This window comes from Streptomyces sp. G5(2025), assembly GCF_049542075.1.
Lineage (GTDB): Bacteria > Actinomycetota > Actinomycetes > Streptomycetales > Streptomycetaceae > Streptomyces.
Genome location: NZ_JBMUZT010000002.1, coordinates 1,513,751 through 1,536,919 on the forward strand (window position 1 = coordinate 1,513,751; position 23,169 = coordinate 1,536,919).

A 23,169-nucleotide genomic window follows, 5' to 3' on the forward strand; every position below is an offset into this window, starting at 1 on the left:
AGTCTCCAACGTCTCTACCGCCACCGCATCGCCCGTCTCCACAGCCACCGCGGCGACCGGCCCCGGCAGTTCCGCGCCGTGCGGCCCGTGCGTGACGATGACGACCGTGGGCCCGCGCCGCATCGCGGACGCCCGGTCCTCGGCCGCCGGTGGCATCCCGCCGGGCGTACGTCGTTTCAGTGTCGTCCCGTCCACCGCGTACGCCTCGTCGGCCGCTCCCGCGAGGCGGCGCGGGTCGTGGTCGACGAAGACGACGCAGCCGCCCGCGGCCGTGCGCTCGGCCACCGCGCGGTCCAGTTCCGCGCGGGCGGCGGCGTCCAGTCCCGTCCACGCCTCGTCGAGGACCAGCAGGTCGGGCTCGGCCACCAGGGCCTGGGCGACGGCGACCTTCTGGCTGCTGCCCTTGGACAGGTGCGAGAGGGGCGTACGCGCGAGGCCACCGGCACCGAAGCGCTCCAGCCACCGCTCCGCACTCCGCTCCGCCGCGCCCCGCGCCAGGCCGTGCACGCGGGCCATGTGCGTGAGGTAGCCGAGCGCGGTGAACGGCATCGCGGCGGGGAAGCGTTCCGGGACGAACGCCGTGCGGGGACGCCCGGTCACCCGGCCCTCCGAGGGTGTGTCGATACCGGCGAGGAGCCTCAACAGGGTTGATTTGCCGCTGCCGTTGGCGCCCTCCACGCGTATCAGGGTGCCCGCGCCGACGCCGAGGTCGACGCCGCGCAGCACCCATGGGCCCCGCAGGCCATAGCGGCGGCCCACCCCGCCCAGCCGCACCACGAGATCACGTTCCATGCGGGCCATCCTCACGCACGGCGTCGCCGGTGCGTGCCCGGCGTCCCGGCCGGGCGGCGCTTTCCGGCCTGGCAGACTGGACGCGTGAGCACCTCCGACGCCTCCGACAGCCCCTTCCGTCAAGCGAGCACCGCGCGCGACGAGGCCCCGCAGTTCGTGCTGCCCCTCGTCGCCCGCATCGAGCGCGCCGCTCCCCCGGCCCGCACGGACGCCCTGGAGACCGCGGCCCGCGCGGTCCTGGTGCTGCTCGGCGACGAGCGCTCCACCGGCGACGGCGCGTGGGCGCAGGCGATGCGCGACTGGCAGGACGCCCGCATCCGCAAGGTCGTGCGCCGGGCGCGCGGCGCCGAGTGGCGCAGGGCCGAGGCCCTGCCCGGCATCACGGTCACCGGCAAGTCGGCGGAGGTCCGCGTCTTCCCGCCGGTCCCGCTGGACGGCTGGCCCAAGGACCTGGCCCGCCTCCAGGTCTCCGGCACCGACCTGGACGACCCGGAGCCCCCGGCCGGCGCCGACCCGACGCACCCGGTCCTGTGGATGAGCCCCGACGTCGCGATGTCGGCGGGCAAGGCCATGGCCCAGGCGGGGCACGGCGCCCAACTGGCCTGGTGGGAGCTGTCGGACGAGGACCGCACGGCCTGGCGCGAGGCCGGTTTCCCGCTCTCCGTGCGCACGCCCGACCCCGCCCACTGGCGCGAACTCACCGCCAGTGGCCTCCCGGTGGTCCGCGACGCGGGGTTCACGGAGATCGCGCCGGGTTCCTGCACGGTGGTCGCCGACCATCCGGCCCTGCGCCCGGCCCTGCGCCCGGCCCGGCCGTGACCGGCGGCGGCCCCCGGCTCGACGGACGGGTGGAGCGGGGCAACCAGACCCGGCGGCTCGTGCTGCGGCGCACCGTTGACATCGCCTCCGTCGAGGGGCTGGAGGCGCTGTCCCTGGGCCGTATCGCCACGGAGCTGAAGCTCAGCAAAAGTGGGGTGTTCGCCCTCTTCGGGTCCAAGGAGGAGTTGCAGCTCGCGACCGTCAGGGCCGCGGGGCGCATCTTCCTGGACGCGGTGGTGGTGCCGGTGGAGCAGGTCCCGCCCGGCCTCGGGCGCGTGGCACGGCTGTGCGCGCACTGGCTGGCGTACTCGGAGCGCCGCGTCTTCCCCGGCGGCTGCTTCTTCTACGGGGTGATCGCCGAGTTCGACGCCCGCGAGGGCGCGGTGCGCGACGCGCTGGTCCGCGCCGACCGCGACTGGACCGCGCGGGTGGAGCGCTGCCTCCGCGAGGCCGTCGACACCGGCGAACTGCGGCAGGACACGGACGTCGCCCAGCTGGCCTTCGAACTCCTCGCCGTCATGGAGATGGCCAACGCGCAGTCGTTGCTGCACGGCGCGGGGCAGGTGTACGGGCGGGCCGGCACGGCGATCACGACGCGGCTGCGCGCGGCGGCCACGGATGCCTCGCGGATCCCGGACCTCACCGCGCCCGTCACTCCGCCTGAGTGACACGGCCTCCTCTCCTCTCCTCTCCTCTCCTCTCCTCTCCTCTCCTCTCCTCTCCTCGCAAACTAACAGCACGATCGTTCGTTTAGTTTTATGCTCGTCTCATGACCGACCTCAGCGACCTCGTCGCCCTCGACCGCACCGCCGTCCGTACGTCGCTCGACGTCCTGTCCGCCGCCCGTGACACCTCGGACTGGGAACGCCCCACCCCGTGCGCGGGCTGGACGCTGCGCCGGCTCGTGACACACATGACCGCGCAGCACCACGGCTTCGCGGCGGCCGCGCGCGGGGCGGGCGAGGACCGGACGTACTGGATCGAACAGGACCTCGGCCGCGACCCGTTGCGGCGCCACGAGGAAGCCGTCCGCCATGTCCTGGCCGCTTTCGCCGAGTACGTGGACGAGTACGAACAACGCGGCGTGGAGCGGCACTTCGCCCTGCCCGAGATCGGCGGAAGCTTTCCCGGACGCGTCGCCGTCGGGTTCCACCTCCTCGACCACGTGGTGCACGCGTGGGACGTCGCGACCGCCCTCGGCGTCCGTGTCACGTTCCCCGACGACGTCGTCGCCGCCGCGCTCGCCGTCGCCCGGCGGGTGCCCGCGGACCCCGCGCGCCGGGGCCCGGGCGCCGCGTTCGCCCCACCCGTCCCTACGCCGAAGAACGCCTCGCCCCTGGACGAAATTCTGGCCCACCTGGGACGCACACCCACAACCGGCACGGCAGGCACCTCCGGCGCATCCGACGCGTACGACCTCTCGCGCTGTTGAACACCCCGCCCGTATCTTCCGTACTCCCCGGTATCACCGGCGACACGGGAGCACCACGGGAGGCACCTTGCGGCGCGTCAACGGCACGGCTCTGATCATCGCGGCACTCGTCGCCACGCTGGGCGCGATCGCGTTCCCTGTGTGGTCGTACGCGGACCGCTCCGGCACCGGACCCGCCAATCTGGCCGCCGGGACCGTGGCCACCCAGTGGGGTCCGCTCTCCGCCGCCGACCGGGACCTGCTGGTGAAGGTGCGGCTCGCCGGGCTCTGGGAGATACCCGCGGGGCAGCAGGCCATGGAGCGTGCGCCCACCGAGGCCATCAAGGAGGCGGGCGACCATCTCATCGTCGGCCACACCGACCTCGACCAGCGGGTGAGGGGCGTCGCCGCGCGGCTCGGCGTGGAGCTGCCCAACCAGCCGACGGAGCAACAACAGGGCTGGCTCAAGGAGTTGACGGAGGCGAGCGGCGAGACGTACCAGCGGAAGTTCGCGAACCTGCTGCGCGTCGCGCACGGCAAGGTCTTCAGCGTGATCGCCCAGGTGCGCGACACCACCCGCAACACCCTGATCCGGCAGCTCGCCACCGACGCCAACCAGACCGTCCTCGACCACATCACGATGCTGGAGGCCACCGGGCTCGTCGACTTCGACGGGATCGCGAACGGCGCCGCGTCGAACGCGACCGCCGTGCCCACCGGGCCTCCCCCGCCCTCGGGCACCACGCCCCGCGAGCCCGTCCCCGCCGGGCCCAGCGGCGAGGTGGCCACCACGTCCCGGCCCTCGCCCGCCCCGCCCGGCCAGGTGAACACCGGCAGGCCGGAACCTCAAATGTAGCTCTGAACGTCTCCCCTGGAGGGTTCGGCCGGTTCCGCCCGGGCGAAAGTGCTGGGGACGGGGGACCGGGGGACGGGCTCCAGGGGGACGACCGGGGGGAGCGACATGCAACGGCTGGGAACCGGAATCGGGTGGCGTCCGGAGATCGCGGACGCCGTGGAGGCCATGCCCGGCATCGACTGGGTGGAGACCGTCGCGGAGAACATCTGTCCGGGGCATCTGCCCGACTCGCTGGTGCGGCTGCGCGAGCGCGGCGTGAGCGTCGTGCCGCACGGCGTCTCGCTGGGGCTCGGCGGCGCGGACCGCCCCGACGAGCGGCGCCTGACCGCGCTCGCCGAGCGGGCGGTGGCGCTCGGTTCGCCGCTGGTCACCGAGCACATCGCGTTCGTACGCGCCGGGGGCGACCTGACCGCCACACAGCCCCTGGAGGCCGGGCACCTGCTGCCGGTGCCGCGCACCCGCGACGCGCTCGACGTGCTCTGCGAGAACGTCCGGATCGCGCAGGACGCGCTGCCCGTGCCGCTCGCCGTGGAGAACATCGCGGCGCTGATCTCCTGGCCGGGCGAGGAGATGACGGAGGGGCAGTTCCTGTACGAGCTGGTCGAGCGGACCGGCGTACGCCTCCTCATCGACGTCGCCAACCTCCACACCAACCACGTCAACCGCGGCGAGGACCCGGCCGAGGCGCTCGACGGGCTGCCGGTCGAGGCCATCGCGTATGTCCATGTGGCGGGCGGCTTCGAGCGGGACGGCGTCTGGCACGACAGTCACGCGCACCCGGTGCCGGAGCCGGTCCTCGCGATCCTGGCCGACCTCGCCTCGCGGATGACGCCGCCGGGCGTGCTCCTGGAGCGGGACGAGAACTTCCCAGGGCCGGCCGAGCTGGAGCGGGAGTTGGACGCGATACGGGCCACGGTGAAGGCCTCGGGCGAGCTGCCCGCGGAGCTGCCGGGCACGCAGGCACAGGTCCCGCCGGCGCCCGCCGCCGCCCGGCAGCGCACCGCCGTCGCCCAGGCGGCCCTGCTCTCCGCGCTCGTGGCGGGTACCCCGGCACCCCAGGGCTTCGACCACGTGCGGCTGAAGGTGCAGAGCCACGCGCTGGCCGCCAAGCGGGCCGACGTGGTCGCGAAGGTCGCGCCCGAGCTGCCGGACATCCTCGGCGCGGCGTACCGGGCCGCCTTCCTCGACTACGCCCGGACCCGGCCCATGACGGGCGGCTACCGCCACGACGCGCTGGCCTTCGCCGAGCATCTGCTGCTCGCGGACCGCCCCGAGGAGGCCGAGGCGCGGCGGCGGCTGAGCGACTGGTGGCTGGAGCGTTCGGGCCCGGCGCCGCGCTCCCGACGGCCCGCCGCGCGGCTGCTGCACGCCACCCGCCGCGTCCTGCTGGGGCGGTGACGTCATGAGCACCGCAGGCATCATCTACACGGTTCTCGTCGCACTCTCCTCCGTCGGGCTGATCCGGGCCGTGGTCACCGCCGGCCGCGCCCAGGACCCGGCCCGCGATGACCACGACGACGAGGGCGCCTTTGTCCGCGGCACGGCGGAGGCCGCGTTCCTCTCGGGCGGCCCCGCCCGGCTCACCGACGCGGTGCTCGCGGGGCTGCACGAGGACGGCCGCCTGGTGGTGGCCGGACCCGGCGTCGTCGGCATCCCGCGGCCCGCGGCCAGGAACGCCGTCGAGCAGGCGGTCCTCGACGCCCACGCGGCGGCTCCGAGCGGCGCGCTGCACTGGCTGCGGACGGCCGTGATGCGCAGCCGTCCGGTGCAGGAGACGGGCGACGCGCTCGCGGCGCGCGGCCTCGTCATGCGGCCGGAGCCGCGCCGCACCTGCCGCCGCTGGGCCGCGGCGCAGCTCTTCGGGACCCTTTTCGGGTTCCTGGCCGCCGCGATGCTGACGGTGGTGGAGTACGCCAACGCCCCCTTCGATGAAGCGGGTTACGACCGGCTCCCGGACAGCCTCCTGGCCCTCGTGCCCGCCGGGGTCGCCGGTTTCGCCGTCGCGCTGGCCTGTGCGTCGGCCGGTGCGAAGCAGCTCACCGGTGCCGGGCGCAGCGCCCTGGACGCGTACGTCGCGTCGGCGGGCCATCTCACGGGCGCGGCGCACCTCGTGGCGACCCGCGGCCTGGCCGCCGCCCACCCCGACCTGCGGGCCCAGCTGATCGCCGCCGCGCGCGTCGGGCGCCGCAGCAGGACGCCCGCCATGAGCCCGCCCTCCCTCCCGTATCAGAACCCGAACCTGTGGGGCGCGGCAGCGGTGGTCTGGTGCTCCTCGGGGGTCGGCGGCGGGGGCGGCGGCTTCGCGTGCTCGGGCTCCGGGGCCGGCGGCGACGCGGGCGGCTCGGCCTGTTCGAGCGGCGGAGGCGGGTCCTCCTGCTCCGCGGGTGGCGGGGGCGGGTCCTCCTGCTCCGGAGGCGGCGGGGGCGGGTCCTCCTGCTCCGGAGGCGGCGGGTCCAGTTGCGGCAGCTCGTCCTCCTCCGGCTGACGGGCGCACACCCCGGAGCCCAACTCAACGCCGTCGTACAGCAGTTGACGTAAAGAGAGGCGTAACACGCCCTCCCGTGCCCGAGGCGCACTAACGTGCGGTGCCGCAACAGGAGGCACCATGCGATCCCGCACCATCAACGGAACAGGCCTCATCGTCACGGGACTCGTCGCGACCCTGGCCGCACTGCTCTTCCCTCTCTGGTCCTACGCGGACCGCTCCGGCACCGGCCTCGACCGGCTGAACGCCGAGACGGTGGCGACCGACTACGGGCCGCTGTCCGCCCTGGACCGTGACTTCATCGCCAAGGTGCGTCTCGCGGGCCTGTGGGAGCTGCCCGCCGGGCAGCAGGCCGAGCAGCGCGGCACCACGGAGGCCGTGCGGACCGCGGGCGAGCACCTCGTCGAGGGCCACACCTTCCTGGACGCGCGCGTACGGGAAGTCGCGCCCCGGCTGGGCCTTGAGCTGCCCGGCCGGCCGAGCCCGCAGCAACGCCGATGGCTCGTGGAGCTGAGCCGCGCGCGCGGTGAGACGTACGACGAGAAGTTCGCGAACATCCTGCGCCGCGCGCACGGCACGGTCTTCTCCCTGGTGGCCGAGGTGCGCGCGAACACCCGTAACGCGCTGGTGCGGAGCCTCGCCGGCGACGCGAACACGACCGTCCTGGACCACATCACGGTCCTGGAGGAGACCGGCCTCGTCGACTTCGATGGCCTCGCGCGGGACGCGGCGACCACGGACCCCCCGCCCCTCACCCGCTCCTCCGCGCCGCCCGGCCCGACCACGTCACCGGCCCCGGCGGCACCGGTCACCCCGTCCCCGGCGTTCTCGCTGCCGCCCGCCGCGTCGCGCCCCAAGCCCGACGCGCCGGACCCCAGGGCCCAAGCGGATCGTTACCCTCCCGTCGCCCCGCGTCCGCATGGTGAAAAAGCCATGGCGCGCGGGGGCGGCTTCGCATAGAAAACCGCCATGTTCTGGGTCCCCCTGTTTCTCCTCGCCTGGGCCGTGGCCGGTCTCGCCTGCGGCCGGCTCTGCCTGACCGCGAGCCGCGCCGCCGGCCAGGAGGCGAACGCCGCATCCGGGCATGAACTCACGGTGTACGAAGCCGCGTTCCTCTCCGGCGGCCCCGCCCGGGTCACCGACGTGGCGCTCGTGGCGATGGCGCGGGCGCGACGGCTGCTGATCTCGCACACCGGCTGGGCGACCGTGGTCGATCCGGTGGGCCGCGACGCCATGGAGCGTTCGGTGCTCGGCGCGATCGGCCCGGCGGGCCAGTCCCTGATCGCCCCGATACGCCGGGGCGCGGCCACCGCCGACGCCGTGCGGGCGCTCGCGGACCGGCTGGTCGGCACGGGGCTCGCCGTGCCGGAGGGCGCCGCCTCCGGGGTCGCGGCGGCCGTGCGGCAGGTGCGGGCCGCGACGGCGGCGGTGCTCGCGCTCGGCGCCGCGGCGGTGCTGATGCCGGGTCAGGAGCGGGGCGGCGCGGGGCAGGTGCCGGTCGCCGTCTGGTTCGGGCTGCCGCTGCTCCTGTGCGTGGGCTGCCTGGCGATCGCCCGCGTCGAGATCCATCCGTACACGCGGTGGGCGTCCCCCGCGGGCCAGCGGCTGCTGGGCGCGCTGTCCACCCGTGACGACCACCTCACCGCGGTGGCCGTACGCGGGGTCCGCGCCGTCTCCGATCCAGACCTGCGGGCGGCCCTCTCCGCCCGACGACGCCCGGGGGCCGCGCACGGGGGGCATTGAGCCGACACCGGCGGCCGGTGCTTTACTTCTCCGATCATCGCACGAATCATCCCTTTTGTTCGAACGTCCTCTGGTTCGGACGTCATCCGGAGCGCATCGACTGGAGCGCCCGGCCGGACGAAAGAGGTGGAGAAGCGCGATGAGAGCAGCAGCCGCCCGCTACGGAACCGCCGGGTCCCTGGTCCTGACCGCACTCGTCGCCGCCCCCGCGGGAAGCGCGGGCGCCACCGCCCCGCCCGCCCCCGAGACCCGCGGCACCGCCGTCGCCGCGCAGCGCGCCGCGGCCACCGGTATCCGCTGGGGCGCCTGCGCCAAGGCCGAGGGCCTGCCCCCGTCCCTGAAGTGCGGCACGGTCTCCGTACCGCTGGACTACGCGCGCCCGTACGGCAAGCAGATCCGGCTGACCGTCAGCCGCGCCAAGGCGACGGGAGGCAAGGGCAAGTCCGCGAAGCGGGCCGTCGCCCGGCAGGGCGCCCTCGTCTTCAACCCCGGCGGCCCCGGCGGCTCCGGCATGTACTTCCCGCTGATGGGCCTCATGCCCGAGTGGAAGCGCCTCGGGGCGGCGTACGACCTCGTCGGGTACGCGCCGCGCGGTGTCGGGCGCTCGGCGCCGCTGTCCTGCCAGGACCCGAAGGAGTTCGCCAAGGCGCCCACGCAGTCGCAGAGCCACCCCGACCCCTCGTACAAGCGTCAGCGCATCGCCCAGGCGAAGGCGTACGCGCGCGGGTGCGCCGAACGCAACCCGGGACTGCGGCACTACACGTCACTGAACAACGCGCGCGACCTCGACGTGCTGCGGGCCGCGCTCGGCGAGAAGAAGCTGACGTTCATGGGCGCCTCGTACGGCACCTACTTCGGGGCGGTGTACGCGACGCTCTTCCCGACGCACGTGCGCCGCATGGTCTTCGACTCGGCGGTCAACCCGACCCCCTCGCAGATCTGGTACCGCAACAACCTCGACCAGTCGGCGGCCTTCGAGCGGCGCTGGGCGGACTTCCGCGCCTGGGTCGCCAAGCACGACAGGACGTACCACCTGGGCACGACGCCCGAGGAGGTCCTGCGCCACTACGAGAAGGTGCGCGCCGAGCTGGCCCACAAGCCCGCCGGCGGCACGGTCGGCCCGGGGCAGCTCCAGGCCGCCTACCTCACGGCCGGGTACTACGACGACTTCTGGCCGGCGCGCGCCGAGGCGCTCTCCGCGTATGTGAAGGGCGACGCGCGGCCGCTGATCCAGCAGGCCGCGCCCGAGCCGCGGGCGGCGGCCGAGGAGGAGAACGGCAACGCCGTCTACACGGCCGTCGAGTGCAACGACGCGCCCTGGCCGACGGACTTCGCCACCTGGGACCGCGACAACTCGGAGCTGGCCCGCGTGGCGCCCTTCGAGACGTGGGACAACGCCTGGATGAACCTGCCGTGCGCCTACTGGTCCGCGCCGCGGCAGCAGCCGGTCGACGTGCGGGCGGCGGCGGGCGAACTGGCCCCCACGCTGATCCTGGCCGCCGAGCGCGACGCGGCGACCCCGTACGACGGCGCGCTGGAGCTGCACCGCAGGCTGGCCGGTTCGGTCCTGGTCACCGAGCGGGACGCGGGCACGCACGGCATCGGCGGCGGCCCCAACCGCTGTGTCAACGGGCACCTGGAGGCGTACCTCCTGAAGGGCCGCCTTCCGGTGCGGCGCGCCGCGTGCGCGCCGCACAAGGAGCCGCAGCCGCGGTCCGGCGAGCGGGCGGTGCAGCGTCCCAGGGCCCTGTGAGCCGGGGCCCGGGGGGGGTTACGCGAGACCCGCCACCAGCTCCGCCACGGACTTGCGGCGGCCGGTGTAGAACGGCACCTCTTCGCGTACGTGCATGCGGGCCTCGGAGGCGCGCAGGTGACGCATGAGGTCGACGATGCGGTACAGCTCGTCGGCCTCGAAGGCCAGCAGCCACTCGTAGTCGCCGAGGGAGAAGGAGGCGACGGTGTTGGCGCGCACGTCGGGGTAGCCGCGGGCCATCTTGCCGTGGTCGGCGAGCATGCGGCGGCGGTCCTCGTCGGGCAGGAGGTACCAGTCGTAGGAGCGCACGAAGGGGTAGACCGAGACGTAGTTGCGGGGCGTCTCGTCGGCCAGGAAGGCCGGGATGTGCGACTTGTTGAACTCGGCGGGGCGGTGCAGCGCCATGTTCGACCAGACCGGCTCCAGCGCGCGGCCCAGCCTGGTGCGGCGGAAAAGGTTGTAGGCCTCCTGGAGCTCGTCGGAGGTCTCGGCGTGCCACCAGATCATGACGTCGGCGTCGGCGCGCAGGCCGGAGACGTCGTAGGTGCCGCGGATCGTGATGTCCTTGGCGGCGAGCTGGTCGAACAGCTCCTGGACCTCGTCGGCGTAGCCGCTGCGGACCGCTCCGTCATCGGGTAGCACGTCACGCAGCTTGAAGACCGACCACAGGGTGTAGCGGATGACCTCGTTGAGGTCCTTGGCCTTCTTGCCGGCGTTGGGGGTCTTGGCGGGGGCGTCGTCACTCATGGGGCTATTCTCCTCCGCCGCCGTGCAGGCTCTGCACCGGGTTGCGGGTGAGCTCCTCCACACCCGTGAGGTCCCCCGCCAGCTGGTCGACGGCCGCGTTGGCGCTCGCGACACACGCGGGGATGCCGACACCGTCGTACGCCGCTCCGCAGACCGCGAGGCCCGGCAGCGCGGCGACGTGGGCGCGGACGCGGGCCACGCGCGCGTGGTGGCCGACGGGGTACTGCGGCAGGCCGTCGTCCCAGCGGGTGACGCGGGAGGCGACGGGCGTGGCGCTCAGCCCGGTGGCCTCGCGCAGGTCGTGGCGGGAGATGCCGACGAGGTCGGCGTCGTCCTTCTCCAGGACCGCCACGTCGCCGTACCGCCCGACGGAGGTGCGCAGGACCAGCAGGTCCGGGTCCTGCCGGTCGACCCAGCCCCACTTGCGGCTGGCGAAGGTGGACGCCTTGATGGTGTGCCCGTCTACGGGCGGCACGAGGAAGCCGCTGCCTTCGGGGAGGTCGGCCTCGGCGCGCTTGTACGCGAGGGTGATCAGCGCCATGGAGGCGTACTCGACGGTGCGCAGCTCGGCGGCCGCGGCGGGCGACTCGGCGGCCAGGAGCTTCGCGGCGGCGGGCGCGGGCAGGGCGAGGACGACGGCGTCGGCCTCGTGGACGCCACTGTCGGTGACCACGCGCCAGCCCTCCCCGGTGCGGCGCAGTCCGGTGACCGGTGTACCGGTGAGGATGCGTGCGCCACGCGCGCGTACCGACTCGGCGACGGCGAGCGGCAGCTGTCCGATGCCGCCGTCGATGCCCATGAAGACGGGCCCGGTCCGCTGGTTGTTCGCGGCGCGCGCCTGGATGTCGCGGACGCCCTCGGTGAGGGAGGTGTGGGTGCGGGCGGCCTCGAAGAGCTGCGGGACGGCCGAGCGCATCGAGATGCGGTACGCGTCGCCCGCGTACACCCCGCCGAGCAGGGGCTCCACGAGGCGGTCGACGACCTCGCGGCCGAGGCGGGCGGCGACGTACTCACCGACGGCGACGTCGTCGCCGACCTCGGTGGGCGCCAGCTCGCGGTCCCGCTCGATGCGGCGCAGGCCCTCTTCGGAGAGGACCCCGGCCAGGGCGGAGGCGTCGCCGGGTACGCCCATGACGTGGCCCTTGGGCATGGGGCGCAGGGCGCCGCGGGTCCAGAGCGAGGCGGTCGCGGTGGCGGGCGGCTGGAGGCGGCCGTCGAGACCCACCTCGCGGGCAAGGGCGACGGCCTCCGGGCGGCGGGCGAGCATCGACTCGGCGCCGAGGTCGACGCCGACCCCGGCGATCTCCCCGGCGCGCAGCTTGCCGCCGAGCCGGTCGGAGGCCTCCAGGACGGTCACGCGGCTCGTCGGGGCGGTGGCGAGGAGCCGGTGTGCGGCGGCGAGGCCGGCGATCCCGCCGCCGATGACGACGGCGTGGCCGGTGCCCGTACGTGTGTCCGTTTCGCGCATGCCCCCACTCTCTCAGACCACCGAGTCCCGACCGTGACCGCATCGGGACCGCTCGGCAACCACCATCGCGGCCCCTCGCGGCGTCGTAGGAGCATCACCGGCCACGTCTCTCGGGGGTACGTCGATGCACACGTCCAGCAGGTCACGTCACCGCATGTCCAGGGGGCGCGCGGCCCGGGCCCTCTCCGGGGTGTTGCTGGCGGCCGCGCTCGCGCTCACGGGGTGCACCGCGAGCGGCGGCGACAGCGGGGACGACCACAAGGCGGCGGGCGCGGGCGACCGGGCCGCCGGCCTGGAGGGCGCCAAGGACGCCGCCGGCGCGCAGGCCGACAAGGCGGGCGAGCAAAAGCCCCCGAAGCTCACCGGCACGCACGTCATCCGCACCGCGACGCTCACCGTCCGCGTCAAGGACGTCCCCAAGGCGCTGGACGAGGCCCGGGCGGCGGCCGAGGACGTGGGCGGCATGGTGGGGAACGAGAGCACGTCGCGCGACGACGAGGGCCGCGAGCGCTCCCGCGTTGTCCTGCGGGTCCCGCAGGACAAGTACGAGGACGTCCTGAACGCCCTCGAAGGAACCGGCAAGTCGCTCGACCGCGAGGCCAAGGCGCAGGACGTCACCGACCGGGTCGTCGACGTCGAGAGCCGCGTGAAGTCCCAGCGGGCGAGCGTGGCGCGCGTGCGGGAGCTGATGGACAAGGCGACGAAGCTGAGCGATGTGGTGACGCTGGAGGGGGAGTTGAGCACCCGTCAGGCGGACCTGGAGTCGCTGCTCGCGCAGCGGGCAGCGCTGAAGGACCGCACGAGCATGGCGACGATCACCCTGTCGCTGACGGAGGGTGCGCGCGAGGCCGCCGGCGGGGACGACGACACGACGTTCGGTGACGCACTCACGGGCGGCTGGGACGCGTTCGTCACGGTCCTGCGCTGGATCGTCATCGCCCTGGCCGCGGTCCTCCCGTTCGCAGCGGCCGCCACGCTGCTGCTCCTGCTATGGCTACGGGTGGCACGCCGCCGAGCGAGCCGCCCCAGCCCAGACAGCACCCCGTAGCGCGCCAGGGCGATGCGCCCCGCAAGGGGTACGGGGAACGGCACGCCCAGCCCCCACAAACCGCCGGATAAACCCCCAGACCGGCCGACACGCCCCATAAGGGGCGCGGGGAACTGCGCGACCGGCCACCACCGACCGGCAGATGAATCACCGCACCCACCAACACGACGCTGCCACCCCCCCGTAGCGTGTCCGCATGAGTAGTACACGAGAGCGACTGGTGGTCATCGGAGGCGACGCGGCCGGCATGTCCGCCGCGTCGCAGGCACGCAGGCTCAAGGACCCGGACGAGCTGGAGATCGTCGCGTTCGAGCGCGGCGACTTCGCCTCGTACTCCGCCTGCGGCATCCCCTACTGGGTGGGCGGCGCCGTCGAGGACCGGGACGATCTGATCGCGCGTGCGCCCGAGGAGCACCGGGAGCGCGCGATCGACCTGCGGATGCGCACCGAGGCGCGGCGGATCGACGTGGCGGGCCGGCGTGTCCTCGCCCGCGACCTGGAGTCGGGCGAGGAGTACTGGACGGCGTACGACAAACTCGTCATCGCCACCGGCGCCCGGCCGCTGCGCCCGCCGCTGCCCGGCGTCGACGCGCCCGGCGTGCACGGCGTGCAGACCCTCGGCGACGGGCAGGCCCTGATCGACGCCCTGACCCGCACCGAGGGCCGCCGGGCGGTGGTCGTCGGGGCCGGGTACATCGGCGTGGAGATGGCGGAGGCGCTGATCAAGCGCGGCTATGACGTGACGGTCGTCAACCGCGGCAAGGAGCCGATGTCCACGCTCGACCCGGACATGGGCCGCCTGGTCCACGAGGCGATGACCGGGATGGGCATCGAGATGGTGAACGACGCCGAGGTCACCAAGATCCGCACGGGCGAGGACGGCCGGGTCTCCGCGGTGGCCACGGAGAGCGCAGAGTACCCGGCGGACGTGGTGATCCTCGGGGTCGGCGTACGCCCCGAGACGGAGCTGGCGCGCGAGGCGGGGCTGCCGGTGGGCGAGTACGGCGGCCTGCTGACGGACCTCGCGATGCGGGTGCGCGGCCACGACGACATCTGGGCGGGCGGGGACTGCGTGGAGGTCCTCGACCTGATGTCGGGGCGCGAGCGGCACATCGCCCTCGGCACGCACGCGAACAAGCACGGTCAGGTCATCGGCTCGAACGTGGGCGGGGGTTACGCGACGTTCCCCGGCGTCGTCGGCACGGCCGTCAGCAAGGTGTGCGACCTGGAGATCGCGCGTACGGGTCTGCGCGAGAAGGACGCGCTGGCGGCCGGGCTGCGGTTCGTGGCCGTGACCATCGAGTCGACCAGCCGGGCCGGTTACTACCCGGGCGCGGCCCTGATGACGGTGAAGATGCTGGCCGAGCGCCGCACGGGCCGGCTCCTCGGCGTGCAGATCGTCGGGCGCGAGGGCGCCGGCAAGCGCGTCGACGTCGCGGCGGTCGCGCTGACGGCGGGCATGACGGTGGAGCAGATGACGGCGCTCGACCTGGGGTACGCGCCGCCGTTCTCCCCCGTGTGGGACCCGGTCCTGGTGGCGGCGCGCAAGGCCGCGGCGGCGGTGCGGGCCGCCTGAGGGAGAGCGCCCCCGAAAACGTTCCCGTACGCGAAAAAGGTCCCCGTCCAGTCGGACAGGGACCGTTTTCGGACTTTTTTCAGGCGGCCGTGCGCGTGTGGACGTACTCCACGAGCCTGGTCAGCGCCTCGGGGTCCGTGGTCGGCAGGACGCCGTGGCCGAGGTTGAAGATGTGGCCCTCCAGCCCGCTCGCGGCGGCGAGCACCTCGTCCGTCTTCGCCTTGACGGCCTCGCGCGTGGAGAAGAGGACGGCCGGGTCGAGATTGCCCTGGAGCGCCTTGCCGGGGCCGACGCGCCGCGCCGCCTCGTCCATCGGCACCCGCCAGTCGACGCCGACGACGTCCGCGCCGGCCTCGCCCATGGCCCCGAGCAGCTCGCCCGTGCCGACGCCGAAGTGGATCCGGGGCACGCCGTACGAGGCGACCGCGTCGAAGACCTTCGCCGACGCGGGCATCACCGCGCGCCGGTAGTCGGCGGGCGAGAGCGCGCCCACCCACGAGTCGAACAGCTGCACGGCGCTCGCGCCCGCCTCGATCTGCACCTTCAGGAAGGCCGCGGTGATCTCGGCGAGCCGGTCGAGGAGGTCGGCCCAGAGCTGCGGGTCGCCGTACATGAGTGCCTTGGTGTGCTCGTGGTTGCGGCTCGGGCCGCCCTCCACGAGGTAACTCGCGAGAGTGAAAGGCGCGCCCGCGAAGCCGATCAGCGGCGTCGAGCCGAGCTCGCCCGTCAGCATCCCGATCGCCTCGGTGACGTAGTGGACGTCCTCGGGGGTGAGGTCCCGCAACTGCGCGAGGTCGGCGCGCGAGCGGATGGGGTTCTCGACGACGGGGCCGATGCCGGGCTTGATGTCGAGGTCGACACCGATCGCCTTCAGCGGGACGACGATGTCGCTGAAGTAGATCGCCGCGTCCACGTTGTGGCGGCGCACCGGCTGGAGCGTGATCTCAGTGACGAGGTCGGGCCGCATGCAGGACTCCAGCATCGCGGTGCCCTCGCGGACCTTGCGGTACTCGGGCAGTGAGCGCCCCGCCTGCCGCATGAACCAGACCGGCGTGTGCGGCACGGCCTCGCGCCGGCACGCCTTCATGAAGGGGGAGTCGTACGTCGCTGCGTTCTGCCGGCCCGCGGGGCTCTGGCTGCTGTTGGCACTCACGCGGAAAGTCTCGCACGTTGACCGGGGACCCCCGCACGGGTGTCTCTCCCTGCGCGAAGGCGCCGTTCCCCTTAACCTTCCCCGCATGGCTGCGGCTCAGGGACAACGGTCGGACGGCGCTGGAGAGATGGACGGTTCGGAGGGGAAGGTGGCGGATTCGGCTCCGCGGGCCTTCCGCGCGGCGGTCGAGGCGCTGCGGGGGGCACGGCTGCGGCCGGAGATCGAGATCGACGCGACGCGGGCGCCGCAGCGGCTCGCGCCGTACGCGTACGCGCTGGAGGCGGCGGTCGTGGACGGCGAGGAGGACCTCGCGGACGGGCGGCTCGTCCTGCTCCACGATCCGGCGGGGCACGACGCCTGGCAGGGCACCTTCCGGCTCGTCACGCTGGTGCGGGCGGAACTGGAGCCGGAGATGGCGGCGGACCCGCTGCTTCCGGAGGTGTGCTGGTCGTGGCTGACCGGGGCGTTGCGCTCGCGCGGGCTCCCCGTGAGTGAGGCGAGCGGCACGGTGACACGTGCGGGGTCGTACTACTTCGGGGGGCTGGCGGAGCGGCCACCCGCCTCGCAGATCGAGATCCGGGCGTCGTGGACCCCCCGGGAGGGGAGCGGCGGGGTGCCGGACACCGGGGCGCATCTCGCCGCGTGGTGCGAACTGCTCTGCCAGGTCGCCGGACTGCCCCCGGCCGGCCCCGGGAACGGGACCGGGGACGGCTCCGTCGTCTCCCTTCCGCAGCGGCGGGGGCCGCTCGCTCCCTGACGGCGGTGGAACCGGTCCTCTCGGCCCCGCGGCGCACCGCCGCGGGGCCGATGTGCGTGGGGCCCCGAGCGCCTTGGCACGGGCCGCCCGGACGCCTTGGCACGGGTCCGCCCAACGGCTTGGCACGGGTCGCCCGGACGGGTGCGCAAAGGTCGCCCGGACGGCTTCGCAGAAGTCGCCCGGACGGCGGCTTGTTCGGGCCGATGTCCGGATGATCGAGCGTGCGTCCGATTTACCCCGATTGGCTCTCACCAAATCGTGATCATTCCCTAAAGGCGGGCGGGTTTGCTGCCGAAGAGGTTTGTGACCTTGAAAAGCACGGTTCGTCCCGGCTTCATCCCCGAGCCGGCCCCGTCCCGCCCCCACCAGGAGGCCTGGTGTCCGTTCTCCTCGAGCAGCCCGCAAGCCTGGTCGCCTACCGCCCGAACAAGCCGACCGCCATGGTCGTCGTGGCCGACCCCCGCGTCCGTTCCACCGTCACCCGCCACCTGTGGGCCCTCGGTGTACGCGACGTCATCGAGGCCTCGTCCATCGCTGAGGCTCGTCCCCGCATCGGCAACCCCCGTGACATCTGCGTCGCAGACGTCCACCTCCCCGACGGCTCCGGCCTGACGCTCCTGTCCGAGACCCGCGCCGCGGGCTGGCCCAACGGCCTCGCCCTCTCCGCCGCCGACGACATCGGTGCCGTGCGCAACGCCCTCGCGGGCGGCGTCAAGGGCTATGTCGTCACCGGCACGCGTACGAACGTCGGACTACCCACCCGCCCCGGCGCCGCTCCGATCGGTTCGGCCGCCGCCCGAATGCACCGCCGCCCGCCGGGCGCCCAGAGCCACCCCGGCGGCTACCGCGAGCTGTCCGGCCGGGAGGTCGAGGTGCTCCGGCTCGTCGCCGAGGGCCAGTCCAACAAGGCCATCGGCGTTTCCATGGGCCTGTCCGCCCTGACCGTGAAGAGCCACCTCGCCCGGATCGCGCGCAAGCTCGGCACGGGTGACCGGGCCGGGATGGTGGCGGTCGCGCTGCGTACCGGAATCATCCACTGACTGATTTACCACCCTCGCGCGCCCGTCGACGGAACGTTCCGTCGACGGGCGCCGTGCATACACAGATACCCTTGACAGGTGACCGACGCCCAAGAGACCGCAGCAGACAGCTCACTGCGAACCACCGGGGGCGCCCCTCCGGACGACGGCCTCGCTTCCGAAGGGCTGCCGACCCCCCTGCTGGAGCCCCGTGACGGCATCCCGCCGGTGATCGCCGACGAGGAGTCCCTCGCCGCGATGATCGCCGAGTACGCCCGTGGCACCGGCCCCGTGGCCGTGGACGCCGAACGCGCGTCGGGCTACCGGTACGGCCAGCGCGCCTACCTCGTGCAGCTCCGCCGCGAGGGCGCGGGCTCCGCGCTCATCGACCCCGTCGCCTGCCCCGACCTCTCGGGCCTCGGCGCGGCCATCGGCGACGCCGAGTGGGTCCTGCACGCCGCCACCCAGGACCTGCCGTGCTTGCGCGAGATAGGCATGGTCCCGTCGCAGATCTTCGACACGGAGCTCGCGGGGCGGCTCGCCGGGTTCCCGCGCGTGGGGCTCGGCGCGATGGTCGAGGGCGTACTCGGCTTCGTGCTGGAGAAGGGGCACTCCGCCGTCGACTGGTCGACCCGGCCGCTGCCCGAGCCCTGGCTGCGGTACGCCGCGCTCGACGTCGAACTCCTCGTCGACCTGCGCGACGCCCTGGAGAAGGAGCTGGACCGGCAGGGCAAGCTGGAGTGGGCCCGCGAGGAGTTCGACGCCATCGCCTCGGCGCCGCCCGCGCCGCCCCGCAAGGACCCCTGGCGCCGGACGTCCGGCATGCACAAGGTGCGCCGACGCCGGCAGATGGCGGTCGTACGGGAACTGTGGACCGCGCGGGACCGCATCGCGCAGCGGCGTGACGTCTCGCCGGGCAAGGTGCTCAGCGACGGCGCGATCGTCGAGGCGGCGCTGGCCCTGCCGCCCAACGTGCACGCGCTCGCCGGGCTGCCCGGCTTCGGGCACCGCATGGGCCGCCGTCAGCTGGAGCAGTGGCAGGCCGCGGTGGACCGCGCCAAGGCGCTGCCGGACGCGGAGCTGCCGCAGCCGGGGCAGACGGTGAGCGGGCCGCCGCCGCCGCGGTCCTGGGCGGACCGGGACCCGGCCGCCGCGGCGCGGCTCTCCGCCGCGCGGGCCGCGGTCTCCGCGCTCGCCGAGCAGCTGAACATGCCGCAGGAGAACCTGATCACTCCGGACACGGTCCGGCGCGTCTGCTGGGAGCCGCCGGCCCAGGTGGACACGGACTCCGTGACGTCGGCGCTGGCCGCGTATGGCGCGCGGCGGTGGCAGATCGAGCAGGTCACCCCGGCGCTGGTCGCTGCGCTGGCCTGACGGCTGGTTTCCATGCCGCCGCTGCGCGGCGATGCTCTCCCACCCACCCACCCGTCACCCCGCATCGAGAAGCGGACGAGGCGGGTGGGTGGTTCCGCGACCACTTCCGGTGCGGGGGGCGGGCGGCATTCGCCCTCCGGGCGAGGCGGGCAGGCGCCGCGCAGCCCGACTCCCTACCGCGCCCGCTGACGCGGAGGGCGCCCAGGCGGGTGGGAAACAGGCACCGCGGGCAAGACCGACGGGCGGAGCGCGTTCCGGGCGCCTTCCGTGCGGCCCTTGCCCTCCACGGCGCCCGCTGACGCCGAGTGCCAGGCGCATGGGCGGGCGCCGCGCAACCCGGCCTCCCTACGGCACCCGCTGATGCCGAGTGCCGGGCGGGCGGGTGGGTGGGGCAAGCATCCGCCGCGCAGCGGCGGGGCAGGGCACCGCTGACCGCCCCCGGTGCCGCGCAGCCGGGCCCCCTACGGCGCCCGCTGACGCCGAGTGCCGGGCGGGTGGGTGGGGCAGCATCCGCCGCGCAGCGGCGGGGCAGGGCACCGCTGACCGCCCCCGGTGCCGCGCAGCCCGGCCCCCTACGGCGCCCGCTGACGCCGAGTGCCGGGTGGGTGGGTGGGGAAGCATCCGCCGCGCAGCGGCGGTCCAGGGAGCCCGCTCACACACCCCCGTGGGCAAGTGTGACCTTCGCCTCCCGCAGGCCTCCCTTGGCCACATAGTTACCGACAAGTAGCATGGCCCCAGGAAGCGCGCCGCAGGCGTGGCGCAACCGCACCCTGGAGGAGAGCCATCGTGCCTCGTACCGTCAGGGACGTCGTCTTCGTGGACGGCGTCCGCACCCCGTTCGGCAAGGCGGGTCCGAAGGGCATCTACCACGAGACCCGTGCCGATGACCTCGTCGTGAAGGCCATCCGGGAGCTGCTGCGCCGCAACCCGGACCTCGACCCCGCCAAGATCGACGAGGTCGCCATCGCGGCGACCACGCAGATCGGCGACCAGGGTCTGACGATCGGCCGCACCGCCGGCATCCTCGCCGGGCTGCCGCAGTCCGTGCCCGGCTACTCCATCGACCGCATGTGCGCCGGTGCCCTCACCGCCGTGACCTCGGTCGCCGGCAGCGTGGCCTTCGGCGCGTACGACATCGCCGTCGCCGGTGGTGTCGAGCACATGGGCCGCCACCCCATGGGCGAGGGCGTCGACCCGAACCCCCGCTTCGTGAGCGAGAAGCTGGTCGACGAGTCCGCCCTGTTCATGGGCATGACCGCCGAGAACCTGCACGACCGCTACCCGAGCATCACCAAGCTGCGCGCCGACGAGTACGCGGTGCGTTCGCAGGAGAAGGCCGCCAAGGCGTACGCCGACGGCAAGATCCAGGCGGACCTCGTGCCGATCTCCGTACGCCGTACCAACGCGGAGGCGGGTGAGACCGGCTGGGGCCTCGCCACCGCCGACGAGCCGATGCGCCCGGGGACGACGCTGGAGAACCTCGCGGGCCTCAAGACGCCGTTCCGTACGCACGGCCGTGTCACGGCCGGCAACGCCGCGGGCCTCAACGACGGCGCCACCGCCTCCCTCATCGCCTCCGAGGAGTTCGCGCGGGAGAACAACCTCCCCGTGAAGATGCGCCTCGTCTCGTACGCCTTCGCGGGCGTCGAGCCGGAGGTCATGGGCTACGGCCCGATCCCGGCCACGGAGAAGGCGCTCGCCAAGGCGGGGCTCAGCATCTCCGACATGGGTCTCTTCGAGATCAACGAGGCCTTCGCCGTGCAGGTGCTCGCCTTCCTGGAGCACTACGGCATCGCGGACGACGACGCGCGCGTCAACCAGTACGGCGGCGCCATCGCGTTCGGCCACCCGCTCGCCTCCTCCGGCGTACGCCTGATGACGCAGCTGGCGCGGCAGTTCGAGGAGCAGCCCGAGGTGCGGTACGGCCTCACGACCATGTGCGTCGGCTTCGGCATGGGCGCGACGGTCATCTGGGAGAACCCGAACCACAAGGACGCCGGAGGCGACAAGTGAGCACCACGACCGCTGAGCTTCTGAAGGGTGCGGCCGAGCTGTTCCCGGACGAGGTCGTCACCCAGGCGCACGTACGCCACCTCGACCTCCCCCAGGGCGCCGGGCGCTTCGCGCTCGTCACGCTGGACAACGGCTTCGACCACACCAAGCCGACCACCTTCGGCCCGGCGTCGCTGGCGAACCTCAACGCCGCGATCGACCAGGTCGAGAAGGAGGCCGCCGAGGGCTCCATCGTCGGCGTCGGCATCACCGGCAAGCCGTTCATCTTCGCCGTCGGCGCCGACCTCAAGGGCGTGGAGCTGCTCAAGCACCACGAGGACGCGCTCGCCATCGGCAAGGGCGGCCACGAGGTCTTCAAGCGGCTCTCGGGCCTCGCCGTGCCGACCTTCGCGTACTACAACGGCGCCGCGATGGGCGGTGGCGTCGAGGTCGGTCTGCACTGCTCCTACCGCACCGTCTCCAAGGCGCTGCCCGCCTTCTCGCTGCCCGAGGTCTTCCTCGGCCTGGTGCCCGGCTGGGGCGGCTGCGCGCTGCTGCCGAACCTGATCGGCGCCGACCGCGCGGTCACGGTCATCATCGAGAACTCGCTCAACCAGAACCGCCAGCTCAAGGGCAAGCAGGTCTTCGAGCTGGGCATCGCGGACGCGATGTTCGAGGGCGCCGACTTCCTGGAGCAGTCGCTGCTCTGGACGGCCTCCGTCCTCAACGGCTCGGTCGAGGTCACCCGCCCCGAGATCGACCGCGGCGAGGGCTGGGACGCCGCCGTGGCACGTGGCCGTGCCATCGCGGACTCCAAGGTGCACGGCGCCGCTCCGGCCGCCTACCGCGCCCTGGAGATCATCGCGGCCGCCAAGGACGGCGACCTCCAGCAGGGCTTCGACGCCGAGGACGTCGCGCTCGCCGACCTCATCATGGGCGGTGAACTGCGCGCGGGCATCTACTCGTTCAACCTCGTGCAGAAGCGCGCCAAGCGCCCCGCGGGCGCCCCGGACAAGAACCTGGCGCGTCCGGTCACCAAGGTCGGCGTCGTCGGCGCCGGTCTGATGGCCTCGCAGCTTGCGCTGCTCTTCCTGCGCCGCCTTGAGGTGCCGGTCGTGCTGACCGACATCGACCAGGAGCGCGTCGACAAGGGCGTCTCGTACGTCCAGGAGGAGATCGACAAGCTGCTCCTCAAGGGCCGCGTCAACCAGGACAAGGCCAACCGCCTCAAGGCGCTCGTCTCCGGTGTCCTGGACAAGGCCGAGGGCTTCTCCGACGCCGACTTCATCATCGAGGCCGTCTTCGAGGAGATCGGCGTCAAGCAGCAGGTGTTCGCCGAGGTCGAGGCGGTCGCCCCGGCGCACGCGATCCTCGCCACGAACACCTCCTCGCTGTCGGTGACCGAGATGGCGTCGAAGCTGAAGCACCCCGAGCGGGTCGTCGGCTTCCACTTCTTCAACCCGGTCGCGATCCTGCCGCTCCTGGAGATCGTGCGTGGCGAGCAGACGGACGACGCGTCGCTGGCCACGGCCTTCGGTGTCGCCAAGAAGCTGAAGAAGACCGCGGTGCTCGTGAAGGACGCCCCGGCGTTCGTCGTGAACCGCATCCTGACCCGCTTCATGGGCGAGATCCAGAATGTCATCGACGAGGGCACCCCGGTCGCCGTCGCCGAGAAGGCCGTCGAGCCGCTCGGTCTGCCGATGTCGCCGCTGGTCCTGCTTGAGCTGGTCGGCCCGGCCATCGGTCTGCACGTCTCCGAGACCCTCAACCGCGCCTTCCCGGAGCGCTTCAAGGTCTCCCCGAACCTCGCGGCCGTCGTCAAGGCGGGCAAGCGCGGCTTCTACGTCTACGACTCCGGGAAGCCGGAGCTGGACCCCGAGGTCGCCGCTCTCCTCAAGCAGGGCGACTCCGTCCTGACCGAGGAGCAGGTGCGGGACCGGGTGCTCGACGCGGTGGCGCAGGAGATCGGGCTCATGCTCGACGAGGGCGTCGTCGCCGAGGCCCAGGATATCGACCTGTGCCTGATCACCGGTGCTGGCTGGCCCTTCCACCTGGGCGGCATCACGCCGTACCTGGACCGTGAGGGTGTCAGCGAGCGCGTGAACGGCAAGCGGTTCCTGGCGCAGGGCGTGGCGAGCGTCCCGGCGTAGCAGGTACCACAACGACGGTGGGCCGT

General features: G+C 73.5%; 19 protein-coding genes and 1 pseudogene. 16 read left to right on the top strand and 4 right to left on the bottom strand.

Translation table 11 applies throughout. The annotated features are described in order from the left end of the window. Window positions 1-39 precede the first annotated feature (39 nt). Window positions 40-792 (bottom strand): annotated as a pseudogene (locus tag ACOBQB_RS07160) (ABC transporter ATP-binding protein); the annotation flags it as partial. A gap of 84 nt (window positions 793-876) precedes the next feature. On the opposite strand from ACOBQB_RS07160, the gene ACOBQB_RS07165 reads away from it, so the two are divergent. The 9 genes from ACOBQB_RS07165 (at window position 877) to ACOBQB_RS07205 (ending at window position 9,859) form a co-directional block, all read left to right on the top strand. Beyond that, window positions 877-1,611 (top strand): aminoacyl-tRNA hydrolase, encoded by a 735-nt coding sequence (locus tag ACOBQB_RS07165; protein WP_423589672.1) that lies wholly within the window; start codon window positions 877-879, stop codon window positions 1,609-1,611. Beyond that, the gene (locus tag ACOBQB_RS07170) at window positions 1,608-2,279 is read left to right on the top strand and encodes a TetR/AcrR family transcriptional regulator (protein WP_423589674.1); all 672 of its coding nucleotides are present in this window, start codon (window positions 1,608-1,610) and stop codon (window positions 2,277-2,279) included. The genes ACOBQB_RS07165 and ACOBQB_RS07170 overlap by 4 nt, the downstream gene beginning before the upstream one ends. A gap of 101 nt (window positions 2,280-2,380) precedes the next feature. Continuing rightward, window positions 2,381-3,043 (top strand): TIGR03086 family metal-binding protein, encoded by a 663-nt coding sequence (locus ACOBQB_RS07175; RefSeq protein ID WP_423589675.1) that lies wholly within the window; start codon window positions 2,381-2,383, stop codon window positions 3,041-3,043. 67 nt (window positions 3,044-3,110) lie between these two features. Continuing rightward, on the top strand, window positions 3,111-3,878 hold the full coding sequence (locus ACOBQB_RS07180; protein WP_423589677.1) for a DUF4142 domain-containing protein: 768 nt from the start codon (window positions 3,111-3,113) through the stop codon (window positions 3,876-3,878). A gap of 105 nt (window positions 3,879-3,983) precedes the next feature. Beyond that, window positions 3,984-5,276 carry a DUF692 domain-containing protein gene (locus tag ACOBQB_RS07185; RefSeq protein WP_423589679.1) on the top strand — a complete coding sequence of 431 codons (1,293 nt, stop codon included), beginning with the start codon at window positions 3,984-3,986 and terminating at the stop codon, window positions 5,274-5,276. A gap of 4 nt (window positions 5,277-5,280) precedes the next feature. Beyond that, a complete protein-coding gene (locus ACOBQB_RS07190; RefSeq protein WP_423589681.1) occupies window positions 5,281-6,363 on the top strand; it encodes a TIGR04222 domain-containing membrane protein in 1,083 nt (360 codons plus the stop codon). A 120-nt stretch (window positions 6,364-6,483) separates the two neighbouring features. Beyond that, window positions 6,484-7,323, top strand: a complete 840-nt coding sequence (locus tag ACOBQB_RS07195) for a DUF4142 domain-containing protein (RefSeq protein ID WP_423589682.1) — start codon at window positions 6,484-6,486, stop codon at window positions 7,321-7,323. Window positions 7,324-7,332: 9 nt separating this feature from the next. Then, complete coding sequence (locus ACOBQB_RS07200; RefSeq protein WP_423589683.1) at window positions 7,333-8,106, top strand: TIGR04222 domain-containing membrane protein; 774 nt, start codon at window positions 7,333-7,335, stop codon at window positions 8,104-8,106. Window positions 8,107-8,245: 139 nt separating this feature from the next. Continuing rightward, window positions 8,246-9,859 (top strand): alpha/beta hydrolase, encoded by a 1,614-nt coding sequence (locus ACOBQB_RS07205; protein WP_423589685.1) that lies wholly within the window; start codon window positions 8,246-8,248, stop codon window positions 9,857-9,859. 18 nt (window positions 9,860-9,877) lie between these two features. On the opposite strand, the gene hemQ is transcribed toward ACOBQB_RS07205, so the two are convergent. Further along, window positions 9,878-10,606, bottom strand: coding sequence for a hydrogen peroxide-dependent heme synthase (gene hemQ, locus ACOBQB_RS07210; RefSeq protein WP_423589687.1), 729 nt, complete (start codon window positions 10,604-10,606; stop codon window positions 9,878-9,880). Between the two features lie 4 nt (window positions 10,607-10,610). Further along, on the bottom strand, window positions 10,611-12,074 hold the full coding sequence (hemG, locus tag ACOBQB_RS07215) for a protoporphyrinogen oxidase (protein ID WP_423589689.1): 1,464 nt from the start codon (window positions 12,072-12,074) through the stop codon (window positions 10,611-10,613). Between the two features lie 154 nt (window positions 12,075-12,228). Between hemG and ACOBQB_RS07220 the strand changes: the two genes are divergently transcribed. Then, complete coding sequence (locus ACOBQB_RS07220) at window positions 12,229-13,122, top strand: DUF4349 domain-containing protein (protein WP_423589691.1); 894 nt, start codon at window positions 12,229-12,231, stop codon at window positions 13,120-13,122. 196 nt (window positions 13,123-13,318) lie between these two features. After that, window positions 13,319-14,698 carry an FAD-dependent oxidoreductase gene (locus ACOBQB_RS07225; protein WP_423589693.1) on the top strand — a complete coding sequence of 460 codons (1,380 nt, stop codon included), beginning with the start codon at window positions 13,319-13,321 and terminating at the stop codon, window positions 14,696-14,698. 79 nt (window positions 14,699-14,777) lie between these two features. On the opposite strand, the gene hemE is transcribed toward ACOBQB_RS07225, so the two are convergent. Continuing rightward, complete coding sequence (gene hemE / locus ACOBQB_RS07230) at window positions 14,778-15,785, bottom strand: uroporphyrinogen decarboxylase (protein ID WP_423590464.1); 1,008 nt, start codon at window positions 15,783-15,785, stop codon at window positions 14,778-14,780. A gap of 151 nt (window positions 15,786-15,936) precedes the next feature. Here hemE and ACOBQB_RS07235 point away from each other — a divergent pair, with 151 nt between their 5' ends. The 5 genes from ACOBQB_RS07235 (at window position 15,937) to ACOBQB_RS07255 (ending at window position 23,143) form a co-directional block, all read left to right on the top strand. Further along, complete coding sequence (locus ACOBQB_RS07235; protein WP_423589694.1) at window positions 15,937-16,608, top strand: DUF3000 domain-containing protein; 672 nt, start codon at window positions 15,937-15,939, stop codon at window positions 16,606-16,608. A 377-nt stretch (window positions 16,609-16,985) separates the two neighbouring features. Beyond that, on the top strand, window positions 16,986-17,648 hold the full coding sequence (locus ACOBQB_RS07240; protein ID WP_423589696.1) for a LuxR C-terminal-related transcriptional regulator: 663 nt from the start codon (window positions 16,986-16,988) through the stop codon (window positions 17,646-17,648). A gap of 78 nt (window positions 17,649-17,726) precedes the next feature. Continuing rightward, complete coding sequence (locus tag ACOBQB_RS07245; protein WP_423589698.1) at window positions 17,727-19,001, top strand: HRDC domain-containing protein; 1,275 nt, start codon at window positions 17,727-17,729, stop codon at window positions 18,999-19,001. Window positions 19,002-19,787: 786 nt separating this feature from the next. Next, the gene (locus ACOBQB_RS07250) at window positions 19,788-21,014 is read left to right on the top strand and encodes a thiolase family protein (protein ID WP_320589637.1); all 1,227 of its coding nucleotides are present in this window, start codon (window positions 19,788-19,790) and stop codon (window positions 21,012-21,014) included. Then, window positions 21,011-23,143 carry a 3-hydroxyacyl-CoA dehydrogenase NAD-binding domain-containing protein gene (locus ACOBQB_RS07255; protein ID WP_423589701.1) on the top strand — a complete coding sequence of 711 codons (2,133 nt, stop codon included), beginning with the start codon at window positions 21,011-21,013 and terminating at the stop codon, window positions 23,141-23,143. Before ACOBQB_RS07250 ends, ACOBQB_RS07255 begins: the two co-directional genes overlap by 4 nt. The last annotated feature ends 26 nt before the right edge of the window (window positions 23,144-23,169 follow it).

Bases quoted from the DNA above. Each gene is read 5' to 3' on its own strand.
- ACOBQB_RS07175 (WP_423589675.1), top strand. From the start codon at position 2,381: ATGACCGACCTCAGCGACCTCGTCGCCCTCGACCGCACCGCCGTCCGT.
- ACOBQB_RS07185 (WP_423589679.1), top strand. From the start codon at position 3,984: ATGCAACGGCTGGGAACCGGAATCGGGTGGCGTCCGGAGATCGCGGAC.
- ACOBQB_RS07190 (WP_423589681.1), top strand. From the start codon at position 5,281: ATGAGCACCGCAGGCATCATCTACACGGTTCTCGTCGCACTCTCCTCC.
- ACOBQB_RS07195 (WP_423589682.1), top strand. From the start codon at position 6,484: ATGCGATCCCGCACCATCAACGGAACAGGCCTCATCGTCACGGGACTC.
- ACOBQB_RS07200 (WP_423589683.1), top strand. From the start codon at position 7,333: ATGTTCTGGGTCCCCCTGTTTCTCCTCGCCTGGGCCGTGGCCGGTCTC.
- ACOBQB_RS07205 (WP_423589685.1), top strand. From the start codon at position 8,246: ATGAGAGCAGCAGCCGCCCGCTACGGAACCGCCGGGTCCCTGGTCCTG.
- hemQ (WP_423589687.1), bottom strand. From the start codon at position 10,606: ATGAGTGACGACGCCCCCGCCAAGACCCCCAACGCCGGCAAGAAGGCC.
- hemG (WP_423589689.1), bottom strand. From the start codon at position 12,074: ATGCGCGAAACGGACACACGTACGGGCACCGGCCACGCCGTCGTCATC.
- ACOBQB_RS07220 (WP_423589691.1), top strand. From the start codon at position 12,229: ATGTCCAGGGGGCGCGCGGCCCGGGCCCTCTCCGGGGTGTTGCTGGCG.
- ACOBQB_RS07225 (WP_423589693.1), top strand. From the start codon at position 13,319: ATGAGTAGTACACGAGAGCGACTGGTGGTCATCGGAGGCGACGCGGCC.
- hemE (WP_423590464.1), bottom strand. From the start codon at position 15,785: ATGAAGGCGTGCCGGCGCGAGGCCGTGCCGCACACGCCGGTCTGGTTC.
- ACOBQB_RS07235 (WP_423589694.1), top strand. From the start codon at position 15,937: ATGGCTGCGGCTCAGGGACAACGGTCGGACGGCGCTGGAGAGATGGAC.